Raw genomic sequence first — 22,589 nt, forward strand, 5'->3', positions numbered from 1 at the left:
TTAAGTAAAGATAGGAAAGCGGGGGCGGGATGGCAACTTGCGGGTAGGAATGTTGTTTTAAATAAATTATCTACTGGTGTCTATATAGCATAGAACTTCACCGAAATATTTTAAATTTGTGAAAAGGTAAAATATATGCGTACATCACAAATAAGAAAACAATTGCATGAATATATTGAAACGGCAGAAGATGATAAACTAAAAGCTATTTATACCTTGTTACAAAATGAAATCTCTGACGGTTACGAACTTACCAAAGCCCAAAGGGAGGAATTGGACAAAAGGTTTAGTGACCATCAAAACGGATTAGGCCAATCATTTACCTGGGATGAAACCGTGACTATGGCAAAACAATCATTGGTAAAATAATTTATCGATGAGTTATGATTTAAAAATTCGGCAGGAAGCAACGAAAGAATTCTCAAATGCATTTTTGTGGTATGAAGAGCAACAATCGGGACTTGGCGACGTGTTTGAAACCGCCATCCGCAGAAAGCTAAATCAAATTAGCAGGAACCCTTATCACTATAAGGCCGACTATAATCAATTTCACCAGGCATTAACTGAAAAATTTCCTTTCCTGATTGTTTACGTAATCGATGAAGATCTGAAACAGATTACCGTGATGGCTATATTTCATACCAGTCGCAATCCAAACAAAAAATTTCGAAAATAGCCTTTGGGGCGTTACCTGCGGTCCGGGCTGTATGCTCATACGGCTTCAGGCATTACGCCCAGGCCGGTATCCGCGCCCATCCCTAACGCAAAATAATTCCCCCCCACTACAACCCTATCCCCGTCCCCGTAGGGAAAAACATATTAACACTCACCGGCAATTTACCGGTAGGCTTCAACGTTCCCGCCAATACTTTCACTACCGATTTTTGCAGTTCGGGACTGTTTTGATAACAAACCATTAGCGTGTTGGCTTTTTCGATACCTGGCAGGCCGGCTATGGTGTAGGCATTGGCAAAAACGCTGATCACCGTGTTAGGGCGACCGGCCAGATCGGCTATCATCAATTTCACGTCGCTGCTGTAGTCCAGTTTGCTTTGGGGGCGCAGGCGGGTATCATGTACACCTACTATTACCTGCTGGTATTGGCTTAATAAGGCCAGGATATTTTTGAGGCCGATAGCCGGGGTGTTTTTATCAACCATAAACAACTTGCAATTGGGGAAACTTTTGGCGGCCTCCTGCTGAAACAGGGTTGGCGAGGATACGCCAATGCTCACTATGGCTGTTTTTAAAAATGGGTTAAGCTTCAGGGTTGATGCATCACCTTTTAATACGGTTACGGCGGCATCGCTCAGTTGCTGCAGCAATTCTTTTTGGGCCGGGCTGTTAATATCAGCATTGAGGTTTGCAGGCGTTGCTTCCTGGTACTGGTTAAGGCCTGCCCAGTATTTAGCAGCCAGTACTTTTTTAACCTTGATTTCAAATTCAGCTTTGCTGATGGCACCATGCCGCAATGCCTTGCGGATAAGTTTAATGGCACGGTCGGAATTTTCAGACAGCTCAATAACGTCCATGCCGGCAATAAATGCCTTTACATCCGCTTCGCCGTTGGGAAAGTACTTTACCACGCCTTTCATCTCCATGGCATCTGATACTACCAGGCCTTTAAACTTCAGCGAATCTTTTAAAATACTGGTAATGATGGGGCGCGATAAAGTGGACGGCAAATGGGTAGTGCTATCCAGCGAGGGGATACTCATGTGGGCTATCATTACGCCGCTAATGCCGGCGTTAATAGCCTCGCGAAAGGGATATTCTTCCAATGAATCCAGCCGGCCCCTGCTATAAGGTAATAACGGTAAATCGAAATGCGAATCGACATTGGTATCGCCATGACCCGGGAAGTGCTTAGCAGCGGTAAGCAAACCGGCATCCTGCATACCCGTAAAATAGGCTATTCCTTTTTTGGCCACATTATATTTATTATCGCCAAAAGAGCGGTAATTGATTACCGGGTTGTTGGGATTGTTATTGACATCCATATCGGGCGCTAAATTAAAATGAGCGCCGATGCGTTTAAAATCGGCAGCCACCTGCCGGCCCATTTTGTAAATCAGGGTATTATCCTGTATGGCGCCAAGGGTCATCTGGTAAGGGTATGATACCGTCGAATCCAGGCGCATGCCCAGGCCCCACTCGCCATCCATAGCTATCAGTAGCGGTATTTTTGCCAGTTTTTGATATTGATTAACCAGGTTTAACTGCCTGCCGGGGCCGCCCTGAAAAAATACAAGCCCCCCAATTTGCTGGTCTTTGATCACTTTGCCTACCGAATCGGCATAGGCCTGCCCTTTGTTGGTATGTGCACGCACAAATAACAATTGCGCTATGCGGTGTTTACGGCTCAGTTTATGATAAACCGAATCGACCCAGTGATTCTGCGTATTGAGGCTTTGGATATAGCTTTCCTTTTGCGCGAAAGCGTTTATAACGATAAAATTAAGGGAGATTATGAATGCGAAACGATAGCTGGTTTTCAATTTTGGCATGTTCAAATGTAAACACGAAACACGAATTGTCACTAATTAAATCGAATTTTGAAACACGAATTACTACTAATTAAAGCGAATTGCACGAATTGATAGTGATACAAACAAAACCTTCGCGAGGATTAGTGTAATTAGAAAAAATTCGTGGCATTAGTGTGCAATTAAACCTTTGCGATATTTTTTAATCTATGGATATATAAAACACACTAACATGAAGAAGATTCTTTTTTTTACCCTTTGCTTATTTGCAGCATACACAGCCAGCGCGCAACGCTATTATGGCCCCCCTCGCCGCAGACCAGCCCCCCGGACTGAAAGGCACGAACGCCGCCAGCAAAGCGATGATTTTTATCGCATAAAAGTTGGTTTAACAGGAGGTTTAAACATTGCAAATACTATTGATGCCGATAATTCTAACTTCAGCACCAATTCATTGGCAGGATTTAACGGTGGTTTAACATTGGATATTCCCATTGCCTACCCGATATCATTTGCCCCTGAAATCTTATACTCGGGTAAAGGCTATACAGCAAATACCGATTATGGCAGGTTTACCCAACGCACCAATTATATTGACGTGCCCCTGCTGTTGAAAGTAAAGCTGGCGCCTCAATTTAACTTTTTGGTAGGCCCATCCATCAACTTTTTGGCATCAACTAAAAACACTTACGAAACTGGTTTTATTACCGAGCAGGAGCAATATTACAACAACCGCGGCGACCATACTGATGTAAGCGGTGTTATTGGCCTGAGCGTAGATTTGAGTCGGAACATAGAATTAAGGGGAAGATACAACATCGACCTTACCACCAGCCGCCCCGAAGACGATTCGTATTTGCCCAACTATCGCAACCAGGTATGGCAGATTGGTTTAGGGTTTAAATTTCAATAAAGCTTGTCAAGCTTAAAGCCGAAGGCCTAAAGCTGAAAGCTATTGAAAAAGAGCTATCCGGGATTGCCGGGTGGCTCTTTTTATTTATCCCTTTACAAATACTTTTTGGATATCCTGTTCAAATTGCTGCTCCTCCTGGTAAAGCGTTTCGCGATAAGGGGCAAAATCGGTTACCAGGGTTTTGTAGTTATTAAGGCACTGGCCAATGCGTTCAATAATTGCCGGGATTTGATCCTGGCTTTTATCAAACCTGTATTGTTCGGAGATAGGCATGTCCTGCTGATACGCCGCCGAGCCTGTTTTACCAATAATCATGCAGCAACGCATAATACAGGCTTCCCGTGGCATGCGCTCTTTGCCGGGATGGAAGCCAAAATCGATGTATAGTTTGGCCCTATTCATGAGGGCCGCTACTTGGGCGGGTGTCATGCCTTTGATAGCAACCCATTTTATGGTGGGTGTAAGTTCCATAATCTTGTCTAAAAAACTGTCGTTTTTAATGGGGTTGTATATTACCAGGTTTTCTTTGGGTGTACTTTCGTCAACCATATCAAAAAAAGCGCTGTTCATGTAGTCGGATATCCGGCCAACCGGTTTTATGCCATTTTCGGCCAGGTGCACCTGCGAGTAGTAAGAATGGCTGATGTGCTGCACATCCTTGCGGCGTTTAAGCCTGCCGAATGATGCCGTTGGAAAACGCCCAAGGTAGTTACGTAGTTTAAAATGTTTTTCGCCTTTAAGGCTTTGGGTTAAATTTTCCTGAGTTATGTAATAGTTAACCACACTAAGCCACCAGATAACCTTGCGTACCTGTTTATAGTTATCATCAAAAACCGGTAGCAGGTGTGTTTCGGGCAGTATCATCATGTTCCCGGAATCGTTTTCAATTTCCTGCGCTACAGGCACACTATATTTTTCATAATTTTTATGCACAATATCCACACTACCCGGGGTTGAATAGTAATACATAAATGCATTAAAATCCAGGCGTTTCAGTTTTGCGCCCAATTGGTGCAGGGCCTCTGGACCGCCGGTGGCGTATCCTGCCGGGCAAAAAATATAAATTTTGGTTGCCGGCCGGCATTTTATTTGGGTTGAATCCTTTATCAAAACAGGCTTGTTGTTTTTATCAATTTAAAATCCAGCATACTCCTTATTGTCGGTAGCCGCCTTATTGCAATACGGCTTAATTTATATATCTGCGACAAAGCAACAAATACTATGCAGTATTTGATTTATACTGAATAAAAAAAAATAAAAACTTTTTTTAGTAGAAACTGTATCACATTAACAAAAATGCACGTAATTGATTTAAACACGATAAAAATTGTATTAAATGCGGTTTTTATTCGTTACATTACTAACAGCTACTTTTTACCGAAAAAACATATTTTATTGAATGATATCAGTTATTATTTCATCTGTTAATAAAGCTAACCTGCAACAGGTAAGTGAAAACATTAATGCCACAATCGGCGTTCCATTTGAAATAGTTGCCACCGATAACAGCAAAGGCAAACATGGCATCTGCGAGGTATATAATAAGGGCATGATGCGTGCCCAGTATGATATTTTATGCTTTATGCACGAGGATGTTTTGATAAAAACCAACAACTGGGGGCAAAAACTATTGGCTTTATTTGAGCAAGACCCCAAATTAGGCTTGGTGGGCATAGCGGGCAGTAGCTATAAACCGCTAACACCTTCGGGAGTGGGTGGTGTTGGCCTAAATACGCACTATCACAACCTCATTCAATCTTACAAATACAAAAAACAAAAGTCGACGCACGTTTACAGCAACCCGGATAAGCAAAGCCTGGCCGAAGTTGTATGTGTTGATGGTGTGTTTATGGCCACTACCAGGAATATTGCCGAAGAAGTAATGTTTGACGAGATTACCCTTAAAGGTTTTCATGGGTATGATATAGATTTCTCACTATCTGTAAGCCAAAAGTATAAAGTTGCGGTTACTTTTGATATCCTGCTTGATCATTTTTCGGAAGGGCTATATGACGATAAATGGATGCAGGAAAACCTGAAGCTCCACAACAAATGGAATAAACACCTGCCTATAAAAGTATGCAACCTTACCCACGAGCAGGTGTTTCTTATCGAAAAAAGCACCTTTAAAAACTTCATCGACGAACTCATTAAGTTTAACTACCCTATATCTACCGCGTTTAAGATGCTCTGGAAAAACAAACGGTTTTTCCAGCTCGACTCGGCGCTGTTTTTTAAACTGAAGTTTTATATCATTAAAAAGTACCTTAAATCAAAACCTTCGTTGGCAAGTTATATCTGGTAGCCAAAGGTTTCAAATATAGGCCGCCAAAAATCAAGGTGCAGGTCCCAGGCATGACAGCCAAAGGGCAGCTGGTTATTATTTAACTCTATGCATTTTGCGGGGGGCTGCTCGATAGAAAATCTCAGCGCGGCTTTCCAGGATGGGACCTTTACCAGTTTCTGTTTCCGGTTTAATTCAATGCTCCAGAAAATATCTTCGTTAAACTGGTGCTCGTGCCGGGTAAGGTAGATATCCATTTTGTGCCGCATACTTATGCTAAGCTCATGAAATTTTTTAACCCGGCGCAGCGATAGGCCACCATTCCCAACTTTATACTCGTATTGCATACGTGAAGGCAAGCCATTTTTTTGTACATTATAACGTGCGTGGTAGTAAAACTGGATTTTTGATTTTACGGCTTTAATAACATCCGGATAATCGCCGGCAGGAATCCAGGGCGCCCCTATATAATCATAGAGCTGATCGCACCAATAATTCAATTCGTCGGTAAAAACAAAAGCATCCAACTGGTGAATTAGGATAAATTCGTAATCTAAAAACCGTTCGTAAAATTCATCGGCAAGCATGAGGGCATTATAACCTTCAATCCCTTTAAAATACCTATCGTCAAAGCTTTGTACGCCAGAGGAACCAAAGTTTGTTATTTCGCCGGATAAAGTAAGCGACTGCGGTTTCACAATAATACGGGGATACTTAGCCAGAACATTTTGTATTTGTGTAAACGCCACTTTTTCCAAAGTAGTTATTGCATTTTTATAAACCGGTATTATTACCGCTACTTTTTTTGTTTTATCCATCTTGTTTATCATGCCCAGGTTAATAGGATCTGGTCCCGGCTATTGGCCATAGCAATTGACTTGTTGTTTAAGATTGCATTGTTTTTACGGCCAGCCATTTATATTTTTTAAACAGTAATCTATTGCTGCCTGCTTTTATTTAAAATTCAGCTATCCCATTTAATAAGGGAATATGTTTAACTTAATAATTTGATAGCTTTGCTGTCTGCGATTTAATGTAAAATAATATTGCTTAATTATTCCTCCAAATTATACATTTTGAAAAAAAAGATAGCATTTATTATTTCGCGATATGGCATCGAAATTAATGGTGGCGCAGAGCATCACTGCCGGATTTTAGCAGAAAAACTTAAAAACATCTATGATGTAGAAATACTTACTTCTTGTGCTAAAAGCGCGCAGACCTGGGCAAATGAATATCAGGAAGGGCAACATATTGTTGATGGAATAAAGGTAACCCGGTTCCCATCAACAATTACCCGGGATGAAAAGCTTTTCAGAAAAGCAGGCAGAATTCTTAAGCGAAGAAAACCGTATCAAAAAGTTCTGCGTTTTTTTGGCTTGCTTAATTTGTATGAAAAAATTATACCATATGTGGTTAGCGACCAGGACAATGAAAACTGGGTTAAACTCCAGGGGCCATACATACCAGGCCTTATCAATCATTTGCAACAATCCCATGCCGGTTATGATGCTCTTATTTTTTTCACCTATCTGTATTATCCAACTATATATGGCATTAAAGTGGCGCCACAAAAATCGATACTGATACCTACGGCGCATGACGAACCCGCCATATATTTTTCATTGTTTAAGTCCTTTTTTAAAACGCCTAAGGCTATATTGTATAATACATTAAGCGAAATGCGTTTTGTGAACCGTTTGTTTAGCAATGAAAATATTTATACTGATGTGGTAGGGGTTGGTATTGATACTCAGGAGTTACAACACACGCAAAATGTTTTAAATCCCGGCAATGAGTACGTGATTTACATTGGCAGGATTGAAGCGGGCAAGGGTTGCCAGATATTGATAGACCACTTTTTAAAATACAAAAAGAACACTAAAAACGATATAAAGCTGGTGATGGTAGGTGAAGGGCCTATGCCTATTCCACGGCATCCTGATATTATTGCTACTGGTTTTGTGGATGAGGAAGTTAAAATAACGCTGTTAAGAAGAGCGCGTATACTTGCAATGCCTTCTTTTTACGAGAGTTTATCATTGGTTACCTTAGAAAGTATGGCCTATGGAGTGCCGGTTATTGCCAACGAAAAATGCGAGGTTTTAAAAGACCACATCGTTGGCAGCAAGGCGGGCTTTTTATATCGCGATTTTAAAACCTTCAAATTGGCAATGGATAGTGTGTTCAATAATAACACCGATTTGGTGAAACTAAGCCAAAACGGAAAAAAATACGTGGCCGAAAATTATAGCTGGCAGGCTGTGATTGAAAAAATTAATAAGGCCATTGAATTTGTTGCCGGTTAATCGGCCGTAAACGTTTGCATATCAATCAGCCTGCGATAAACACCGTTATGGTTCATGAGTTGCAGGTGGGTGCCCTGCTCGGCAACCCGGCCATTATCCAGCACAATAATTAAATCGGCGTTTTGTATAGTACTCAGGCGGTGTGCAATAATAAGCGAAGTACGGTTTTGCATCAAGTTATTCAATGCCTCCTGTACCAGCTTTTCCGATTCGGTATCCAGTGCCGATGTAGCCTCATCAAGCAGCATAATAGGTGGGTTACTTAATACCGCGCGGGCAATACAAATGCGTTGCCTTTGGCCACCGGATAATTTTGAGCCACGGTCGCCCGTGTTTGTTTGGTATCCGTTATCTGTTTCTAAAATAAAATTATGGGCATTAGCAATACGCGCTGCTGCTTCTACCTGCTCCTGTGTTACATCGGGTTTGCCAAAGGCAATATTGTTAAAAATAGTATCATTAAACAATATTGATTCCTGGTTAACAAAACCCATCAAACTACGCAGCGAGGTAGTTGTAATAGCCTGAATATTGTGGTCGTCAATCAATATTTCCCCACTTATGGGTTCAATAAACCTTGGCAACATATCCATCAACGTTGATTTACCACCGCCCGAGGGGCCAACCAAAGCTATTGTTTTACCCTTTGGCAGGGTTAAAGTGATATTTTTTAAAACCTCTTTCTCTTTGTACGCAAAAGATACATTCTCCAGCCGGATACTTTCTTTAAATTCGTTTATAACAATGGCGTCAGGGGCATCCTGAATCAGGGGTTTTTCATCAATGAGCGCCAAAATTCTTTCGCCGGCCACCAGGCCCGAATGGATGTTACTAAAGGCATCGCCAATAGCTTTAGCCGGGCGCATCAGCTGCGAAAAAAGCGCAATATAGGCTATAAACTGCCCGGCATCCAGGTCTGATTTTTTATTAAAAATGAGATAGCCGCCATAAAGCACAACAAACGAGATCATGGTTACCGACAGCGTTTCAGATACCGGTGACGCCAGCTGCTGCCGCTTTGACATCGACCGGGTGATTTTTGAATAATTCGTATTCTCATCATCAAAGCGTTTGATAATAAAATCGGTAGCATTAAATGCTTTAATGATCTTGATGCCAGATAATGCTTCATCAAGATAGCTAATCATGTTGGCATAAGAATTTTGTGCTGCTATGGCTTGCGACCGCAATTTTTTTACAATGCGCGAAATTAAAAAACCGGCTACCGGGATAATTAACAATGATATCAATGTAAGCCTTGGAGATATAATAAACAACCAAACCAGGTAGCCTATTAACAGTAACGGCTCTTTAAAAATAACCTGTAAAGTGCCTGTTACCGAAAACTGTACCTGCTGAACCTCAGATGCTATTTTAGACATGATATCGCCCTTACGCTCATTGCTAAAAAAGCCCATATGCAGGCGCATCACATTATCAAACACCGCTTTTCTAATCCTAAGTAATGTATGGATGCGCAAACTTTCCATAATTCGCTGCGACAAGTACCTGAATATATTACCCAAAAAAACAGCCACTACAATTACCGCGCACACAAATTTAAGCGCGCCCCACTCGCCGTACAACGTAATAAAATGATTGGTGTAGTACTTAAACCAACCGGAGATATCAAGCGCTGAGATATCTTTTGTTGCAACCGCAACCGTTTTTGGGTCGCATTTGCTTGCGCCAACATGGAATAAAGTGTTCAATAAAGGTCCCAGTAGGCCTAATACCGATGTACTGAATACTACATAAAGTAACGTGAAGAGAATATAGGGAATTGCAAATTTCTCGATAGGTTTTGCAAACGATAATAATCTGAAATAAGTTTTCATTCAAAAAGTTAAGCCGCAAAATTAACTAAATAGCGGCTATTACAAATACTTAGTTTTTTGGCGTAAATTTAAACGGAGATAAACGTTTAATTATTGCTGCCTACTTTACCCAATCGCTTATCCTGTCAAAAACCATCTCAACAGAAATACTATCCAAGGTATCCGAGTCGCTTTCAATATGTTCGGCTTTAATGCCCAGTGGGGCCCAGCGGGTTGCGTTTATTGACCGGGAAATTGGGAATAAACCCAGCGTATGAATGCCCGAAGCGGCTGCAACATGCAACGGCCCGGTGCCGGATGCAAGCAAGCCATCGGCGTTATATATAAAAGCAATCAATTCGTTAAGCGACACTTTGCCGCTTAAATCAATTACATGTGCCGGCAGTTGCGGTATCCAGGTTTTAAACAACTCATGCTCCTTTTCAGATCCGGTAATAAAAATGCGGAACTTATCTGCAGGTAAAAGCTTAATAAGGGCGGTAAACCTATCCATATCCCACTCCCTGCCATTTCCGTTTGATTTGGAATGGATGATTAAATTGAACTTATCATTAATTAATAGATCTTTAAACCGGGCAGGTAATTCAATAGATGGTTTAAAGTTATCTTTATAATAGTATGATATAGTACCAAGCGTTGGTACGTGGGTAACGCCAAGTGGTTTACACAAATAAATATTTTGCTGCGCTTCGTGTAAATCCGATTTGCCCCTGCTTAACCTGATCAACCGGTTACAGGTAAAAAAATGATAATTACGGCTTGTGGTACCTATCCTTAGTTTTACACCGGCTTTTTTGGCGGCTTCGGCAATATGCCTTTTCGGAAACTCGTGCACTATGGCGTCGATGCCTTTTTCTTTAAAAATAGCAGCTATCTCACTTGTTGATAAAGCGCCTATCTCGTCATAATTAATAAAAAGATCAATTGCCTTGCAGGCATCAACTACAGGTTTGGTGTAGCTACGGCCCAACATACTAATGGTAACATCCGGATATAACTGTTTTAAATAAATACAGGTGGGCAGTTGCAATACCACATCGCCCATGGCGTCAATCCTGTTTATTAAAATATGCTTTATCTGTTTGTTATCTATCAGGGCCATTAACTTTTAATTTTTATGCGTTATGAATTGGGTAAAAGTACAATAATTGGCTTTAAAGGCCGTCGTTTATCTGGTATCGCAGCCAGCCGGTTATTTTTTCTGTTACCAGGTTTACCGCCAGTGGCAGCAGATTGTCTGTCCCGCTTTCCATAAACCCTGCCTTTTTACCCAATGGCGCCCAGCGCCCGGGATGAATAGGCCTTACCGAGGGGAACAAACCAAGGGTATTTATTCCCTCCATAGCCGCTATATGTAAAGGCCCGGTACCCGACGCTATTAGTCCGTCTGCATTACTTATAAAACTGATGAGTTGTGGCAGGGTCATTTTCCCGGTCATATCAACTACAGTAACTGGCAGCGTTTTTATCCAATCGGCCAACAACAGTCTTTCTTTATCAGATCCGGTTATTATAATATTATATATATCCGATGGTAATATATCAATAAGCCCTGCGTAATTATCAAGCCCCCATTCCATACCACTGCCATGCGATTTTGGGTGGATGATGAGGTTAAATTTATCGCCGGATAGTTTATCAGCTAAGTCGGCAGGGAGCGGAGTCCTGCTTTCAAAACTGATATGCTCAATAATATCCTGCAACGATGGTACAGCTGCCAGGCCCAATGGTTTTAATAAGATGAGATTGAGCTGCGCCTCATGCAGATCTGATTTTTTACGGCTTAGTTTTACCAGCTTATTACACGTAAACCAATGAAAAACGCGGTTTGTGGTACCTACGCGCACTTTAATGCCGGCTGCCCTTGCAATTTCGGCCACGTGCTTATTGGGAAACACGTGAATAATTACGTCTATTTTTTTTTCTTTTAAATAGCTAACCTGATCCGCCTTGGGTAGTTTTTTTATTTCGTCGTAGTTAATAAAAATATCAACCGCAGCGCAGGTATTTATTACCGGCTGGGTATAAGTGCGCCCTAAAAACGAAATAACCGTCCCCGGTATCAACTCTTTAATATAGGCGGCCATGGGCAGGGTAAGCACCACGTCGCCAATAGCATCCGTCCGGCTGATTAATATATGCTGTACTTTTGATTTGCTGGGCTGGGGCATTGTTACAAATGTTGAATAGGGTATTTAATTGAAAAACATTGTTGAAAGCCGCATTTGATCTCCTTTAACTTACGAACTTACATCTGATGACTTACTAACAACTTAACACCGGCCATACAGGTGCAATAATAAAGATTAAATTGCCTTATGTGATGATAATTTTCGTCATTTGCATTTACAAATATGAATGTGGCCGCTGTTTTTAATGAACCCGGAATGACGAATAACATCGACTTTAAGCAGGTTGCCCGTGCACTAACCATTGTTGAAAACAACTTGCCCGGAAGCCAGGAACTTTTAAAAGGCCTTACGTTTAATACACCTGCACCTGTAATTGGCATAACCGGCCCGCCCGGTGCCGGCAAAAGCACCCTCGTAAATGTTTTAATAGACCTGCTTTTAAAAGATGGCAGCAAAATAGCTGTTTTGGCCATTGATCCGACTTCGCCGTTTAATTTTGGATCCTTGCTGGGCGATAGGATCCGGATGTCTTCGCACTTTAACCATCCCGATGTTTTTATCCGCTCGCTGGCTACCCGCGGTTCGTTAGGCGGTTTATCGGCCAAAACCATCGAAATGATGGATGTACTGCGTGCCGCCGGATTTGATTACGTGCTGATAGAAACCGTTGGTGTTGGCCAGTCGGAAATTGAGATAAGCGGATTGGCTGATGTTACCCTTGTAGTACTGGTTCCCGAGGGCGGCGATGAAGTGCAGCACATTAAATCGGGGCTGATGGAAATTGCCGATGCCTTCATCGTTAACAAAGCCGACAGGGCCGATGCAGATGTATTTGCCAATAACCTAAAGAAGATTATAGGGCAAAAAAAAGACGGGCAGCCGCCGGTATTTAAAACCATTGCATCGCAGGGTACAGGCATTGCCGAAGTTGCCGCGTTTATAAAAACACCAGCGCAAATAAAAAATCCACGCCGCCAGTTGCTGCTTACCGAAAAGGCGTACAAGCTGTTAGCACACAAATTAACACAGCATATAGATAAAAAAAAGCTTCAGCAGGATGTTACTGAAGCTTTAAATCACCAAGATTTTAACCTTTATAGTTTTGTTGATTCTTATTTATAGTTTTTGGGATAGCCTTTGCTCATATTTTAATTAACTATTCATGATCTCCTCAATATGCTCTGCCTCAACAGGGATATTCGCCATCAGATCGCGATTACCCTTTTCGGTAATTAAAATATTATTCTCAATTCGTATACCCAGGCCTTCTTCGGGTATATAAATACCTGGCTCGCAGGTTAGTATATTACCAACCTCAAATTGTTTATACCTGCTGGCAAAATCATGTACATCCAAGCCCAGGTGGTGCGATGTGCCGTGCATAAAATATTTTTTGTATAACGGGGCATTGGCATCCTGCTTTTCAACATCATGTTTATCAAGTAAGCCAAGGCCTATCAGTTCACTGGTCATTATTTTGCCAACCTCATCCTGGTAATCATTTAATACTGTACCGGCCACAATCATGCTGGTTGCCTCGCGCATCACCCGTAAAACGGCGTCATAAACGGCACGTTGCCGTTGGGTAAACTTACCGTTAACGGGTACCGACCGGCTCATATCGGCATTGTAATTGGCATACTGGGCGGCAAAATCAAACAGGATCACATCGCCATCGTTGCAAACCTGGTTGTTATCAATATAATGCAGCACGTTGGCATTTTTGCCAGATGCAATGATGGGGCTATAAGCATGGCCTGTAGCGCGTTGCCTTAAAAATTCGTGTATTATCTCGGCCTCTATCTCATATTCGGCAACGCCGGGTTTAATAAATTTAAGTACCCGCACAAAAGCATCATTGGTAATGTTACATGCCTTTTGGATCAGATCAATTTCCATCTCCGATTTAACAACCCTCAAATCCCTTAATATCAATGCAGATCGTTGGTATTTATGCAAAGGGTATTTAAGTTTTAATGCTTCGTACATCCGCATATCCCGGTAAGGTACGGTATGGGCATACCTGTCATTTTCGTTTGTGTTAATATAAATTTGCTCGGCGTAGTTAATGATGCTATGCAAAATTGTATCGTACTCATGCAGCCAGTGAACACTTTGTATACCCGAAACATGTCTTGCTTCCTCTTTTGTATACTTGTGCCCTTCCCAAATAGCAATGTGTTGGTTGGTTTGTCTTAAAAAAAGTACTTCTTTGTATGCCTTATTAGGACAATCGGGGTATAGCAGCAATATGCTTTGCTCCTGGTCGATACCGGTGAGGTAAAAAAAGTCGGGATTTTGTTTAAAACCAAAAACCTGGTCGCCACTCACCGGAAACTCATCATTGGAGTGGAAAATGGCCAGGGAGCCCGGCTTTGTTCTCGAAACGAAATTTTTTCTATTATTTGTAAATAAAGAATTTAAAATTTCCAAATATTTCATATTTAACTCTTGATTATTTTAATAAATCATTTTTTTTTACTTATTTGTGTAACTATTACAATTTTTGGAACAATGTTTGGTCATCGTTTCAAACATAATTACTAAATTTGAAAAAAATCACAATTAAAATCGTTTAATCTTAAAAACTATGAATTATTCTACATTAAAGAAAACAGCAGCACTGTCGTTTGCTTCTTTGCTGGTTGCGGGTATGGTTAGCGCCCAAACCGATTCCACAAAAACAGGAACTGCCAAGGTATTTGGCGGTATCGGACAGTACAACACACTTAGTATCGGCGTTAGCGTTGGTATAACTGATGGATTAGTGCCATTTACAATTAACACCACTAACAAATTTGCAGTTGATTTGGGTTACGGTGTTTCGTTAAGGCAGCAATTGTCGCACACCTTTAGCTTACAATTAGACTATTTGGGTGGTAAAGTACACGGTAAAGACGAGGACGGCAAACCGAAGTTTGGTTACACTGATTACAAAACCTCGTTCAATTCGGGTGCGCTTAGCGCGGTATTTAACATTGCAAGCGTTAGCTTCCTGCATCGCAAAAACAGTGTTAACTTTTATGGCTCTGCAGGTTTAGGTTTAGACATGTACAAAATTAAAGAAAACACATCCGATGATGGCGTTGTTCACACTCTACCTTTTGGCGATAAAACAGTTAAAGAATTATTTGCTCCGGTTGGCGTTGGTGTAAAGTTCAAACTGTCTGACGCGGTAGCCTTAAATTTAGGTTACACTGTTAGCTTTGTTCAAGGTTACAACTTTGGTGGTATTCATACCTATCCGCAGTTTAGCCATTACTCTTACACCTATGGTGGTTTAGAGTACACTTTCGGTCCAAAAACAAAACAGAACTTAGAGTGGGTAAACCCGGTTGCTCAAATGTATGATGAATTATACGATGCAGCTTTACGCCAGGAAGTTGAAGCTTTAAAAGGCCGTGTAACCAATGTTGAAACTGCTGTTAACGACCTGAAAAAAGATTCAGACGGTGACGGTGTTGCCGATCAGTTTGACAAATGCCCAGGTACTGCTGCAGGCAGCGTAGTTGACGGTTCTGGTTGCGTTATCGTATTCCCTAAAACTGCTGATACAACAGTAACTCCTCCAGTTGGCGTTGCTTACTCAAACATCCAGTTTGAATTTGACAGCTCGGTATTGCGTACTTCATCTTACCCTGTGTTAGATGCTACTTCTGCTGATCTGCGTGCTTCTGGTAAAGGTGTTGAAGTTGATGGCTTTGCTTCATCTGAAGGTACTGCCGCTCACAACCTTTCTTTATCAAAAGATCGCGCTAACTCGGTAAAAACTTACTTAGTTAACTCAGGTGTTGATGCTAAAAAAGTAAAAATTAAAGGCTATGGCGAAACTATGCCAATTGCTGATAACTCAACCGAAGAAGGTCGTGTACTAAACCGTCGTGTTCAGTTCAAACAAAAATAATTTTTAATTAAACATTATTTGCGAAAGCCCCGGATAACCCCGGGGCTTTCTTTGTTTAACACAATTTAAGGATTTTGCAGGATTGACAGGATTTCAGAAACGCATTAGGTGTGTAATTTCCCTTTCATTGAATCGCAGTATTTAACAGGAACTGGTATCTTTAAGCAAATCATGAACATCATTTTAAAAGTAACACTTTGGCTTATCGGCATTTTTACGGGTATTTACCTGGCCATTTGTTGTTTCTTTTATTTTTCGCAGGATGATCTTATCTTCCGGGGAATTCGGTATCCTATTGGATATCAGTATAATTTTCAGGCCGCATATAAAGAGTACAATATAAAAACCGCAGATGGCGATACATTAAACGGCATTTTATTCACAACACAAAAACCAAAGGGACTTATTTTTTACTTGCATGGCAATGGCGGCACAATTGATAGCTGGCATACGGTAGTATTCCATTACAATAAGTTAGGCTATGATGTATTTATGCCCGATTATCCGGGATATGGTAAAAGTACTGGTCATATCAAATCGCAACAGCAACTTTTTGACGCTGTAAAAATGGCATATCAACATGTCAAAACATTATACCCCGAAAACCAAATTGTCATATTAGGCTACTCTATTGGTAGCGGGCCCGCAGCCTGGCTGGCATCGCAAAACCACCCGCGAAGGCTCGTCCTGCTTGCTCCTTATTATAGCCTGGCCGATGAGGCGAAAACTCTTTACCCTTTTTTACCTTCTTTTATATTAAAATACCAGTTTAATACTTATAAATATATTCAACACGCGACGGCACCAATAACTATATTTCATGGTGATGCCGATGAATTAATAGACCATACCTCGTCTATCAGATTAAAAAAGTATTTTAAACCCGGCGACAAACTGATCATCCTGAAAGGCCAGCAACATAATGGCATCGATGAAAACGGCGATTACCTCGATTCGTTGAAAAAGATATTGTAAATTGAAAAGACGCTTCAACCGCGCCTATATAAATATTTACAAACTTACATACCCAACTTTCGCGGCAAAAGAAGCAGATAAGCCTGCCACAAAAAAAATATTAAGAAAAAATCCTGTCAATCCTGCAAAATCCTGTAAATCGTGTCTTTACTTAACGCTTTTCTTTTGCACAATAAAATACCCGGCAATAAATACAACAGCGGCAACCGACATGCTTACAAAAACATCTTTTGTAAATACATCTATCTGAATGCCTTTTGGTGCCCCCTCGCCACGGTGCATCATCGTGGTTATGGCCTCCATGGGATGCGAGTAAGGGAAGAGATAGCAATACTCCCAGTTTTTTGAGGCAAGGATAACCCCCGTTATAGTACATACAAAGCCAATGCCCATTGGCTTTAAAAAATCGGCCCAGAGTAAACTGAGCAGGAACTGGATGGATAAAATACCCAGCGAGGATAAAAACAATTTGAAATATATTTGCGCCAGCTCTTTCTCCATATGGTAATTATCAAACCTTAGTTCGGGTTTTATAATACTTAATAAATCACCAAAACCTATAGTGAACAGCACAAACAGCGCAAGCGTTAAAAAAACCAGGAATACCGCATAAGTATATTTGGCGCCGTATACCGCCCACCGCGAAATTGGCAAACTGAACAGGCTTTTCCAGGTATCGGCCTTGTGCTCAATACTATTTACCGAGTAGGCAATAAAAATAATAAACATGGGCAGCAGCAATGAACCCATTACCCCCAATATGGCGCCGGCAAATTGCAACCATAGCATCAAGGGAGGCGTGCCCGTAAGTTTTTCGGCCTTAAGGTAAAATCCTACAAAAAGTAAGGTACAAATAAACAGCGGCAATATGATAGAAGCCCAAAAACCCAACGTTTTGCGGCTTTTGTAAAATTCCGACCGGAACGATAGTATAAATCCTTGCATATGGTTCAGGCTTTTTGAGTAATATCTAAAAACAGGCGTTCCAGGTCTTTTTGCTGTTTGCCTATGCTGAATATGGCGTAGCCGTTACTGTGTAACAGGGCATTAATTTCGGCAGTTTTTTGCTTGCTGACGTATGGCACATACAGGTAGTTGTCGGTAACATCGGTAACGGTATAGCCGTTGCGGGTAAGCAGGTTGGCGGCGTCAACGGTATTATCAGTTTCAATGTACACCAGCGGCTGGCTCAGGGCATGCAACTCGGCTATGCTGCCCTGAAACAATAGTTCGCCATGATTAATAATGCCTACGTGGGTAGCCATACGTTCAACCTCGGCCAATAAATGGCTGGATATAAATACTGTTTTTTTATATTGGCTAACAAGCTTAATCAGCAATTCGCGTACTTCGATAATGCCGTTAGGGTCAAGGCCGTTGGTAGGTTCGTCTAAAATTAAAAGTTTGGGATCGGCAAGCAAGGCAAGGGCAATTCCCAGGCGCTGTTTCATACCTAAAGAGTATTGCCCGGCTTTTTTGTGGGCCGCGCTGGTAAGCTGCACCAGGGCCAGCATTTCATCAACGCGTTTAACAGGCACCTGCAATAATAAGGCCCTGTTCAATAAATTTTCGCTCCCGGTAAGGTGCTGGTATATGGCAGGCTGCTCAATAAGCGAACCTATTTGCGATAAAATTTGGGTGCGGTGTTGTTGAATATCCTGTTCAAATATGTGAATGCTGCCGCTTTGGATTTTGAGCAGGTTTAACAGGAGTTTAATGGTAGTGGTTTTCCCGGCGCCATTTGGGCCAAGAAAACCATATATGCTTCCTTCGGGTACCTGCAGCGCCAGTGATTTAACCACCTGTTGGTTGCCGAAGTTGAAGGATACCCCTTCGGTACTAATTACCATATATTGTTGCTTTTGGCAACCGAGCAAACTGTTTTAACAAGGCTGATACCTTTATAAAACAATGAGGTAGCATGCACCGATGAGGTACCCATTGCTGCCGATTCCCTTTTTTGTTCAAACTGGTAGCTTACACCTAAAACAAGTGCAAACATTACAGGTATCAACAACATGATAAAAGGATTAGAATTTTTGATAAGCGTTTTCATTGCGAGTGATTTGATAGAACAAAGAAATACTTATTTTTCCACCCGCTAAAAAGTATTAGACCAACACACGGAGTTTATAGATGAACGCCGTTTTTAACATTTTAACCAGTTCATCGATTGTAAAAGCCAGTTCATCGACAAATTAAATTACTATATATAAATAAACGCCCGTATAACAATCAAAATACTAAATTACATCAAATTAAACCTTTGCATTTAAGGCTATAAAACATGCAGGATACAATTTTATCAAATAATCAAACGCGCGTTAAAACGGCATGGCATATTTTCTGGCACTTAATATTTTGGGTGGGGATAATCTCCCTGTTCATTTTCCTGGTCAGGATGAATGATCATATTACCCCAAGGCAATTGGTGGTTATATTCCTGGTGTTCCCGGTTATTAACATCGGTTTGTTTTACATTAACTTTTTGGTTTACATCCCTCGCTTTCTGGATAAAAAACGATATTGGGCTTATGCCTGTATAGCTTTAATAACTATTATCGTTTTTGGGGTTATTAAATATGGCGTAGGCCTGTTGTTTAAAGATGTGATATTGATACACAACAAGGGGCAGCAGGTAAGCTTTGCCACTTACTTTTTTAATACTGTTTTTACCAGCCTCATCTTCATTTTTTTAAGCACGGTACTTAAATTCACAACAGATTGGTTCCTGAATGAGCGCATTCAGCGCGACCTGGAAAACCAACGCCTGAGCGCTGAGCTGGCCTTTTTAAAATCGCAGATAAACCCGCATTTTTTATTCAATTCCTTAAACAGTATTTACTCACTGGCGTATCAAAAATCCGAAACCACACCCGAGGCCATCCTGAAACTATCCGAAATTATGCGTTACATGCTGTACGAGTGTAATGATAACCGGGTTGATTTGAGTAAGGAGCTGCAATACCTGCACAACTACATCGATCTGCAAAAGATCCGCTTTGGTAACAAGGCTTTTATTGATTTTAAGGTGATGGGCGATGTAACCAACCAGCAAATTGTACCGCTGTTGCTGATAGCATTCATCGAAAACGCATTTAAACACGGCGTAGCCAATGACGTGATGACACCCATTAAACTGCTCATTAACGTTGAAGAATGCAAGCTGCATTTTTACATCCAAAATAAAAAGCATACCCACAATCGCGATGCTATTGGCGGCATAGGCTTAACCAATGTGCAAAGGCGGCTTAACCTGCTGTACCCCGAAAAATATACTTTAAATATCAGGGATACAGAAGATACCTATACTTGTGAATTATCGATAATTTTATAAAACCTATTTAGAATATAAAGCTCCCCCTGTCATGCTGAGGAACGAAGCATCTATTTGCGAACTTTTCTATCGGCCATACACAGCTGACAGATCCTTCGTACCTGCCATTGACACATTTGTAACTAGCTGATTATCAATTGTAAAAAAGTGTCATTTGCAATGCGATCATTTGTGCGCAAATAAAACTTACTCAGGATGACAGGGAAGTTGGATGTGTTTTGTTGAACCTTCATCTACCTGATATAAGATAATAACCAAACCATGAACCAGTTAAAAGCCATTTTACTTACCTTGTTGGTAGCCATATGCAGGTACAACGCATGGGCGCAATCCGATCCAAAGCTAACCGAAGTGTGGGACCCCGAACCAACGGTTGTACAACCGGGCGTGAGCAATAAAGCGCCATCAGACGCCATTATTTTGTTTGATGGTAAAAACCTGAACGAGTGGACCAACCAAAAAGGTATGCCGCCCGGCTGGACAATTAAAGACGGTATCCTGACTGTGAAACCCGGCAGTGGATCTATTATCACTAAACGAAATTTTGCCGATTGCCAGTTGCACATTGAATGGCGCACGCCGGCCATTGTAAAAGGTGAAGGCCAGGAACGCGGCAACAGCGGCGTTATTATGCAAAGCCGGTACGAGTTGCAGATACTTGACAGTTACAAAAACCGCACCTACTCCAATGGGCAGGCGGGCGCTGTTTATAAACAGCATGTGCCTTTGGTAAACGCTTCCCTTAAGCCCGGCGAGTGGCAAAAGTACGATATCATATACACCGCCCCGCGCTTTAATTTAGATAGCTCGCTTAAAACACCGGCGTACATTACTGTTTTACACAACGGCGTACTGGTGCAAAACCATGTGGCGATAAAAGGCACAGTAGCGCATGTTGGCCAGCCTAAATATACCAAACACAATTTTGCGCTGCCCTTATTGTTACAGGAACATGAGTTCCCGGTATCGTTCCGTAATGTCTGGATCAGGGAGATCAACGTTCAAAAGCTTTTTAATGGCCGGGATAAAACAGGCTGGTATACGTTTTTAGATACGCTGGGCAAAAACAACGATATCCATAATAATTTCATAGTCGAAAATGGTGCGGTGCATGTAATGGGCAAATATTTTGGCTATATGAGTACGCTCAAATCGTACTCCAATTATTACCTTAAAGTGGTATTTAAATGGGGCGTCAAGCAATACTTCCCCCGCCAAACAGGTAAAAGGGATGCAGGTATCCTTTACCATTTTGCGTTGATGGAAAAAGATACAGTTTGGCCAAAATCAATAGAGTTCCAGGTACAGGAACAGGATTGCGGCGATTTTTGGTGCGTAAAACATACCAATGTAGATTCTCCCAATAAATGGGAAGTAGCCTGGGACCAGAAGCATATTTTCCGTACAGAGAATTTTGAAAAGCCACGCGGCGAATGGAATACCCTGGAGATTATTTGCAACGGCAACCAAATTGAGCATTATGTAAACGGGTACCTGGTAAATTGGGGTACCGGCTCGGTAACGGAAGGCCGCATATTATTACAATCGGAAGGTGCCGAATTATTTTACAAGTCGGTGGAGTTAACGCCATTGTAACACGAATTGACACGGATTTTATCAAATTACACTAATTAGTATTTATTTTTACAACATGATCAGATGCCTGGTAGTTGATGATGAGCCTTTAGCGCTGCATATTTTGGAAGATTATATATCTAAAATGCCTTTTTTGCAATTGGTGAAAGCCACAACCAACCCTATTGAAGCCCTTACCCTGGTACAGGCGGGTAATGTGGACCTGGTATTTTTAGATGTGCAAATGCCTGAGCTAACCGGTATCCAATTCCTGAAGATAGCTAATGGTAAGGCCAAAGTCATACTCACCACCGCCTACCCGCAATACGCGTTGGAAGGCTATGAGCTGGATGTGGTTGACTACCTGTTAAAGCCCATTGCGTTCGACAGGTTTTTTAAATCGGTACAAAAAGCACAAAGTACTATACAGCCGGTAACCAAAACCGTAATACAGGCCGAGCCCGTGCAGCAGGACGATTTTTCGACAGATTTTATCTTTGTAAAAACCGAGCACAAAATTCAGAAGGTTTACCTGCACGATATTTTGTTTATTGAGGGATTGAAAGATTATATCTCCATATTTACCTCTGCAGAGCGGATCATTACACTGCAAGGCATGAAAAAAATGGAAGATGCCCTGCCCGAAAGGCATTTTGTACGGGTGCATAAATCATACATCGTAGCGCTTAACAAAATTGACAGCATCGAGCGAAGCCGCATCCAGATAGGCGAAAAAATTATCCCCGTAGGCGACACCTACCGCGATGAGTTTTTCAAGATCATTGATGATAAGAACGTTTAGTCCCCCCAACCCAATTAAGAGGGCTAAGGTTTGC

The 22,589-nt window shown here is 41.5% G+C and carries 21 protein-coding genes; 11 read left to right on the forward strand and 10 right to left on the reverse strand.

Translation table 11 applies throughout. The features are described 5' to 3' along the window. Nucleotides 1-135 precede the first annotated feature (135 nt). Both AC1DXF_RS12400 and AC1DXF_RS12405 read left to right on the forward strand, forming a co-directional pair. Nucleotides 136-369 carry an addiction module protein gene (locus AC1DXF_RS12400; RefSeq protein WP_477449002.1) on the forward strand — a complete coding sequence of 78 codons (234 nt, stop codon included), beginning with the start codon at nucleotides 136-138 and terminating at the stop codon, nucleotides 367-369. Between the two features lie 7 nt (nucleotides 370-376). Next, nucleotides 377-676 (forward strand): type II toxin-antitoxin system RelE/ParE family toxin, encoded by a 300-nt coding sequence (locus tag AC1DXF_RS12405; RefSeq protein WP_477449004.1) that lies wholly within the window; start codon nucleotides 377-379, stop codon nucleotides 674-676. A 106-nt stretch (nucleotides 677-782) separates the two neighbouring features. Here AC1DXF_RS12405 and AC1DXF_RS12410 read toward each other — a convergent pair whose 3' ends face one another. Next, a complete protein-coding gene (locus tag AC1DXF_RS12410) occupies nucleotides 783-2,507 on the reverse strand; it encodes a glycoside hydrolase family 3 protein (RefSeq protein WP_477449006.1) in 1,725 nt (574 codons plus the stop codon). A 211-nt stretch (nucleotides 2,508-2,718) separates the two neighbouring features. On the opposite strand from AC1DXF_RS12410, the gene AC1DXF_RS12415 reads away from it, so the two are divergent. After that, on the forward strand, nucleotides 2,719-3,399 hold the full coding sequence (locus AC1DXF_RS12415; RefSeq protein ID WP_477449008.1) for a porin family protein: 681 nt from the start codon (nucleotides 2,719-2,721) through the stop codon (nucleotides 3,397-3,399). 84 nt (nucleotides 3,400-3,483) lie between these two features. Here the strand turns inward: AC1DXF_RS12415 and AC1DXF_RS12420 are convergent, their stop codons facing one another. Then, nucleotides 3,484-4,509 (reverse strand): hypothetical protein, encoded by a 1,026-nt coding sequence (locus tag AC1DXF_RS12420; protein ID WP_477449010.1) that lies wholly within the window; start codon nucleotides 4,507-4,509, stop codon nucleotides 3,484-3,486. 289 nt (nucleotides 4,510-4,798) lie between these two features. On the opposite strand from AC1DXF_RS12420, the gene AC1DXF_RS12425 reads away from it, so the two are divergent. Continuing rightward, nucleotides 4,799-5,704: a glycosyltransferase gene (locus tag AC1DXF_RS12425; protein WP_477449012.1), complete on the forward strand. Its 906-nt coding sequence runs from the start codon at nucleotides 4,799-4,801 to the stop codon at nucleotides 5,702-5,704. On the opposite strand, the gene AC1DXF_RS12430 is transcribed toward AC1DXF_RS12425, so the two are convergent. After that, nucleotides 5,692-6,501, reverse strand: a complete 810-nt coding sequence (locus AC1DXF_RS12430) for a DUF5672 family protein (RefSeq protein ID WP_477449014.1) — start codon at nucleotides 6,499-6,501, stop codon at nucleotides 5,692-5,694. The genes AC1DXF_RS12425 and AC1DXF_RS12430 overlap by 13 nt on opposite strands. A gap of 258 nt (nucleotides 6,502-6,759) precedes the next feature. Here AC1DXF_RS12430 and AC1DXF_RS12435 point away from each other — a divergent pair, with 258 nt between their 5' ends. Continuing rightward, nucleotides 6,760-7,992 (forward strand): glycosyltransferase family 4 protein, encoded by a 1,233-nt coding sequence (locus tag AC1DXF_RS12435; protein ID WP_477449016.1) that lies wholly within the window; start codon nucleotides 6,760-6,762, stop codon nucleotides 7,990-7,992. Here the strand turns inward: AC1DXF_RS12435 and AC1DXF_RS12440 are convergent. The 3 genes from AC1DXF_RS12440 to AC1DXF_RS12450 all read right to left on the reverse strand — a co-directional run bounded on the left by AC1DXF_RS12440 (nucleotide 7,989) and on the right by AC1DXF_RS12450 (nucleotide 12,001). After that, on the reverse strand, nucleotides 7,989-9,830 hold the full coding sequence (locus AC1DXF_RS12440) for an ABC transporter ATP-binding protein (RefSeq protein ID WP_477449018.1): 1,842 nt from the start codon (nucleotides 9,828-9,830) through the stop codon (nucleotides 7,989-7,991). The two genes, AC1DXF_RS12435 and AC1DXF_RS12440, sit on opposite strands and share 4 nt — an antisense overlap. A gap of 100 nt (nucleotides 9,831-9,930) precedes the next feature. Then, complete coding sequence (locus AC1DXF_RS12445; RefSeq protein WP_477449020.1) at nucleotides 9,931-10,932, reverse strand: glycosyltransferase family 9 protein; 1,002 nt, start codon at nucleotides 10,930-10,932, stop codon at nucleotides 9,931-9,933. Between the two features lie 52 nt (nucleotides 10,933-10,984). After that, entirely contained in the window at nucleotides 10,985-12,001 is a 1,017-nt protein-coding gene (locus AC1DXF_RS12450) for a glycosyltransferase family 9 protein (protein ID WP_477449022.1), read from the reverse strand. Nucleotides 12,002-12,217: 216 nt separating this feature from the next. Between AC1DXF_RS12450 and meaB the strand changes: the two genes are divergently transcribed. Continuing rightward, complete coding sequence (gene meaB, locus AC1DXF_RS12455; RefSeq protein ID WP_477449024.1) at nucleotides 12,218-13,084, forward strand: methylmalonyl Co-A mutase-associated GTPase MeaB; 867 nt, start codon at nucleotides 12,218-12,220, stop codon at nucleotides 13,082-13,084. Between the two features lie 30 nt (nucleotides 13,085-13,114). Here the strand turns inward: meaB and AC1DXF_RS12460 are convergent, their stop codons facing one another. Beyond that, nucleotides 13,115-14,404 (reverse strand): aminopeptidase P N-terminal domain-containing protein, encoded by a 1,290-nt coding sequence (locus AC1DXF_RS12460; RefSeq protein ID WP_477449026.1) that lies wholly within the window; start codon nucleotides 14,402-14,404, stop codon nucleotides 13,115-13,117. Nucleotides 14,405-14,552: 148 nt separating this feature from the next. Between AC1DXF_RS12460 and AC1DXF_RS12465 the strand changes: the two genes are divergently transcribed. Both AC1DXF_RS12465 and AC1DXF_RS12470 read left to right on the forward strand, forming a co-directional pair. After that, nucleotides 14,553-15,866 carry an OmpA family protein gene (locus AC1DXF_RS12465; RefSeq protein WP_477449028.1) on the forward strand — a complete coding sequence of 438 codons (1,314 nt, stop codon included), beginning with the start codon at nucleotides 14,553-14,555 and terminating at the stop codon, nucleotides 15,864-15,866. Nucleotides 15,867-16,037: 171 nt separating this feature from the next. After that, nucleotides 16,038-16,841, forward strand: coding sequence for an alpha/beta hydrolase (locus AC1DXF_RS12470; RefSeq protein WP_477449031.1), 804 nt, complete (start codon nucleotides 16,038-16,040; stop codon nucleotides 16,839-16,841). Between the two features lie 147 nt (nucleotides 16,842-16,988). On the opposite strand, the gene AC1DXF_RS12475 is transcribed toward AC1DXF_RS12470, so the two are convergent. Genes AC1DXF_RS12475 through AC1DXF_RS12485 form a run of 3 tightly spaced genes read right to left on the reverse strand, consistent with a single transcriptional unit; the run spans nucleotide 16,989 to nucleotide 18,897 of the window. Further along, nucleotides 16,989-17,786, reverse strand: a complete 798-nt coding sequence (locus AC1DXF_RS12475) for an ABC transporter permease (protein WP_477449033.1) — start codon at nucleotides 17,784-17,786, stop codon at nucleotides 16,989-16,991. A gap of 5 nt (nucleotides 17,787-17,791) precedes the next feature. Next, the gene (locus AC1DXF_RS12480; RefSeq protein WP_477449035.1) at nucleotides 17,792-18,691 is read right to left on the reverse strand and encodes an ABC transporter ATP-binding protein; all 900 of its coding nucleotides are present in this window, start codon (nucleotides 18,689-18,691) and stop codon (nucleotides 17,792-17,794) included. After that, on the reverse strand, nucleotides 18,685-18,897 hold the full coding sequence (locus tag AC1DXF_RS12485) for a hypothetical protein (RefSeq protein ID WP_477449037.1): 213 nt from the start codon (nucleotides 18,895-18,897) through the stop codon (nucleotides 18,685-18,687). The genes AC1DXF_RS12480 and AC1DXF_RS12485 overlap by 7 nt, the downstream gene beginning before the upstream one ends. Nucleotides 18,898-19,128: 231 nt before the next feature. Here AC1DXF_RS12485 and AC1DXF_RS12490 point away from each other — a divergent pair, with 231 nt between their 5' ends. The 3 genes from AC1DXF_RS12490 to AC1DXF_RS12500 all read left to right on the forward strand — a co-directional run bounded on the left by AC1DXF_RS12490 (nucleotide 19,129) and on the right by AC1DXF_RS12500 (nucleotide 22,555). Then, on the forward strand, nucleotides 19,129-20,178 hold the full coding sequence (locus AC1DXF_RS12490; protein WP_477449039.1) for a sensor histidine kinase: 1,050 nt from the start codon (nucleotides 19,129-19,131) through the stop codon (nucleotides 20,176-20,178). Between the two features lie 261 nt (nucleotides 20,179-20,439). Continuing rightward, complete coding sequence (locus tag AC1DXF_RS12495; RefSeq protein WP_477449041.1) at nucleotides 20,440-21,774, forward strand: 3-keto-disaccharide hydrolase; 1,335 nt, start codon at nucleotides 20,440-20,442, stop codon at nucleotides 21,772-21,774. Between the two features lie 55 nt (nucleotides 21,775-21,829). After that, nucleotides 21,830-22,555: a LytR/AlgR family response regulator transcription factor gene (locus AC1DXF_RS12500; RefSeq protein ID WP_477449043.1), complete on the forward strand. Its 726-nt coding sequence runs from the start codon at nucleotides 21,830-21,832 to the stop codon at nucleotides 22,553-22,555. Nucleotides 22,556-22,589: the final 34 nt, after the last annotated feature.

Source organism: Mucilaginibacter sp. P2_A5, assembly GCF_056404995.1.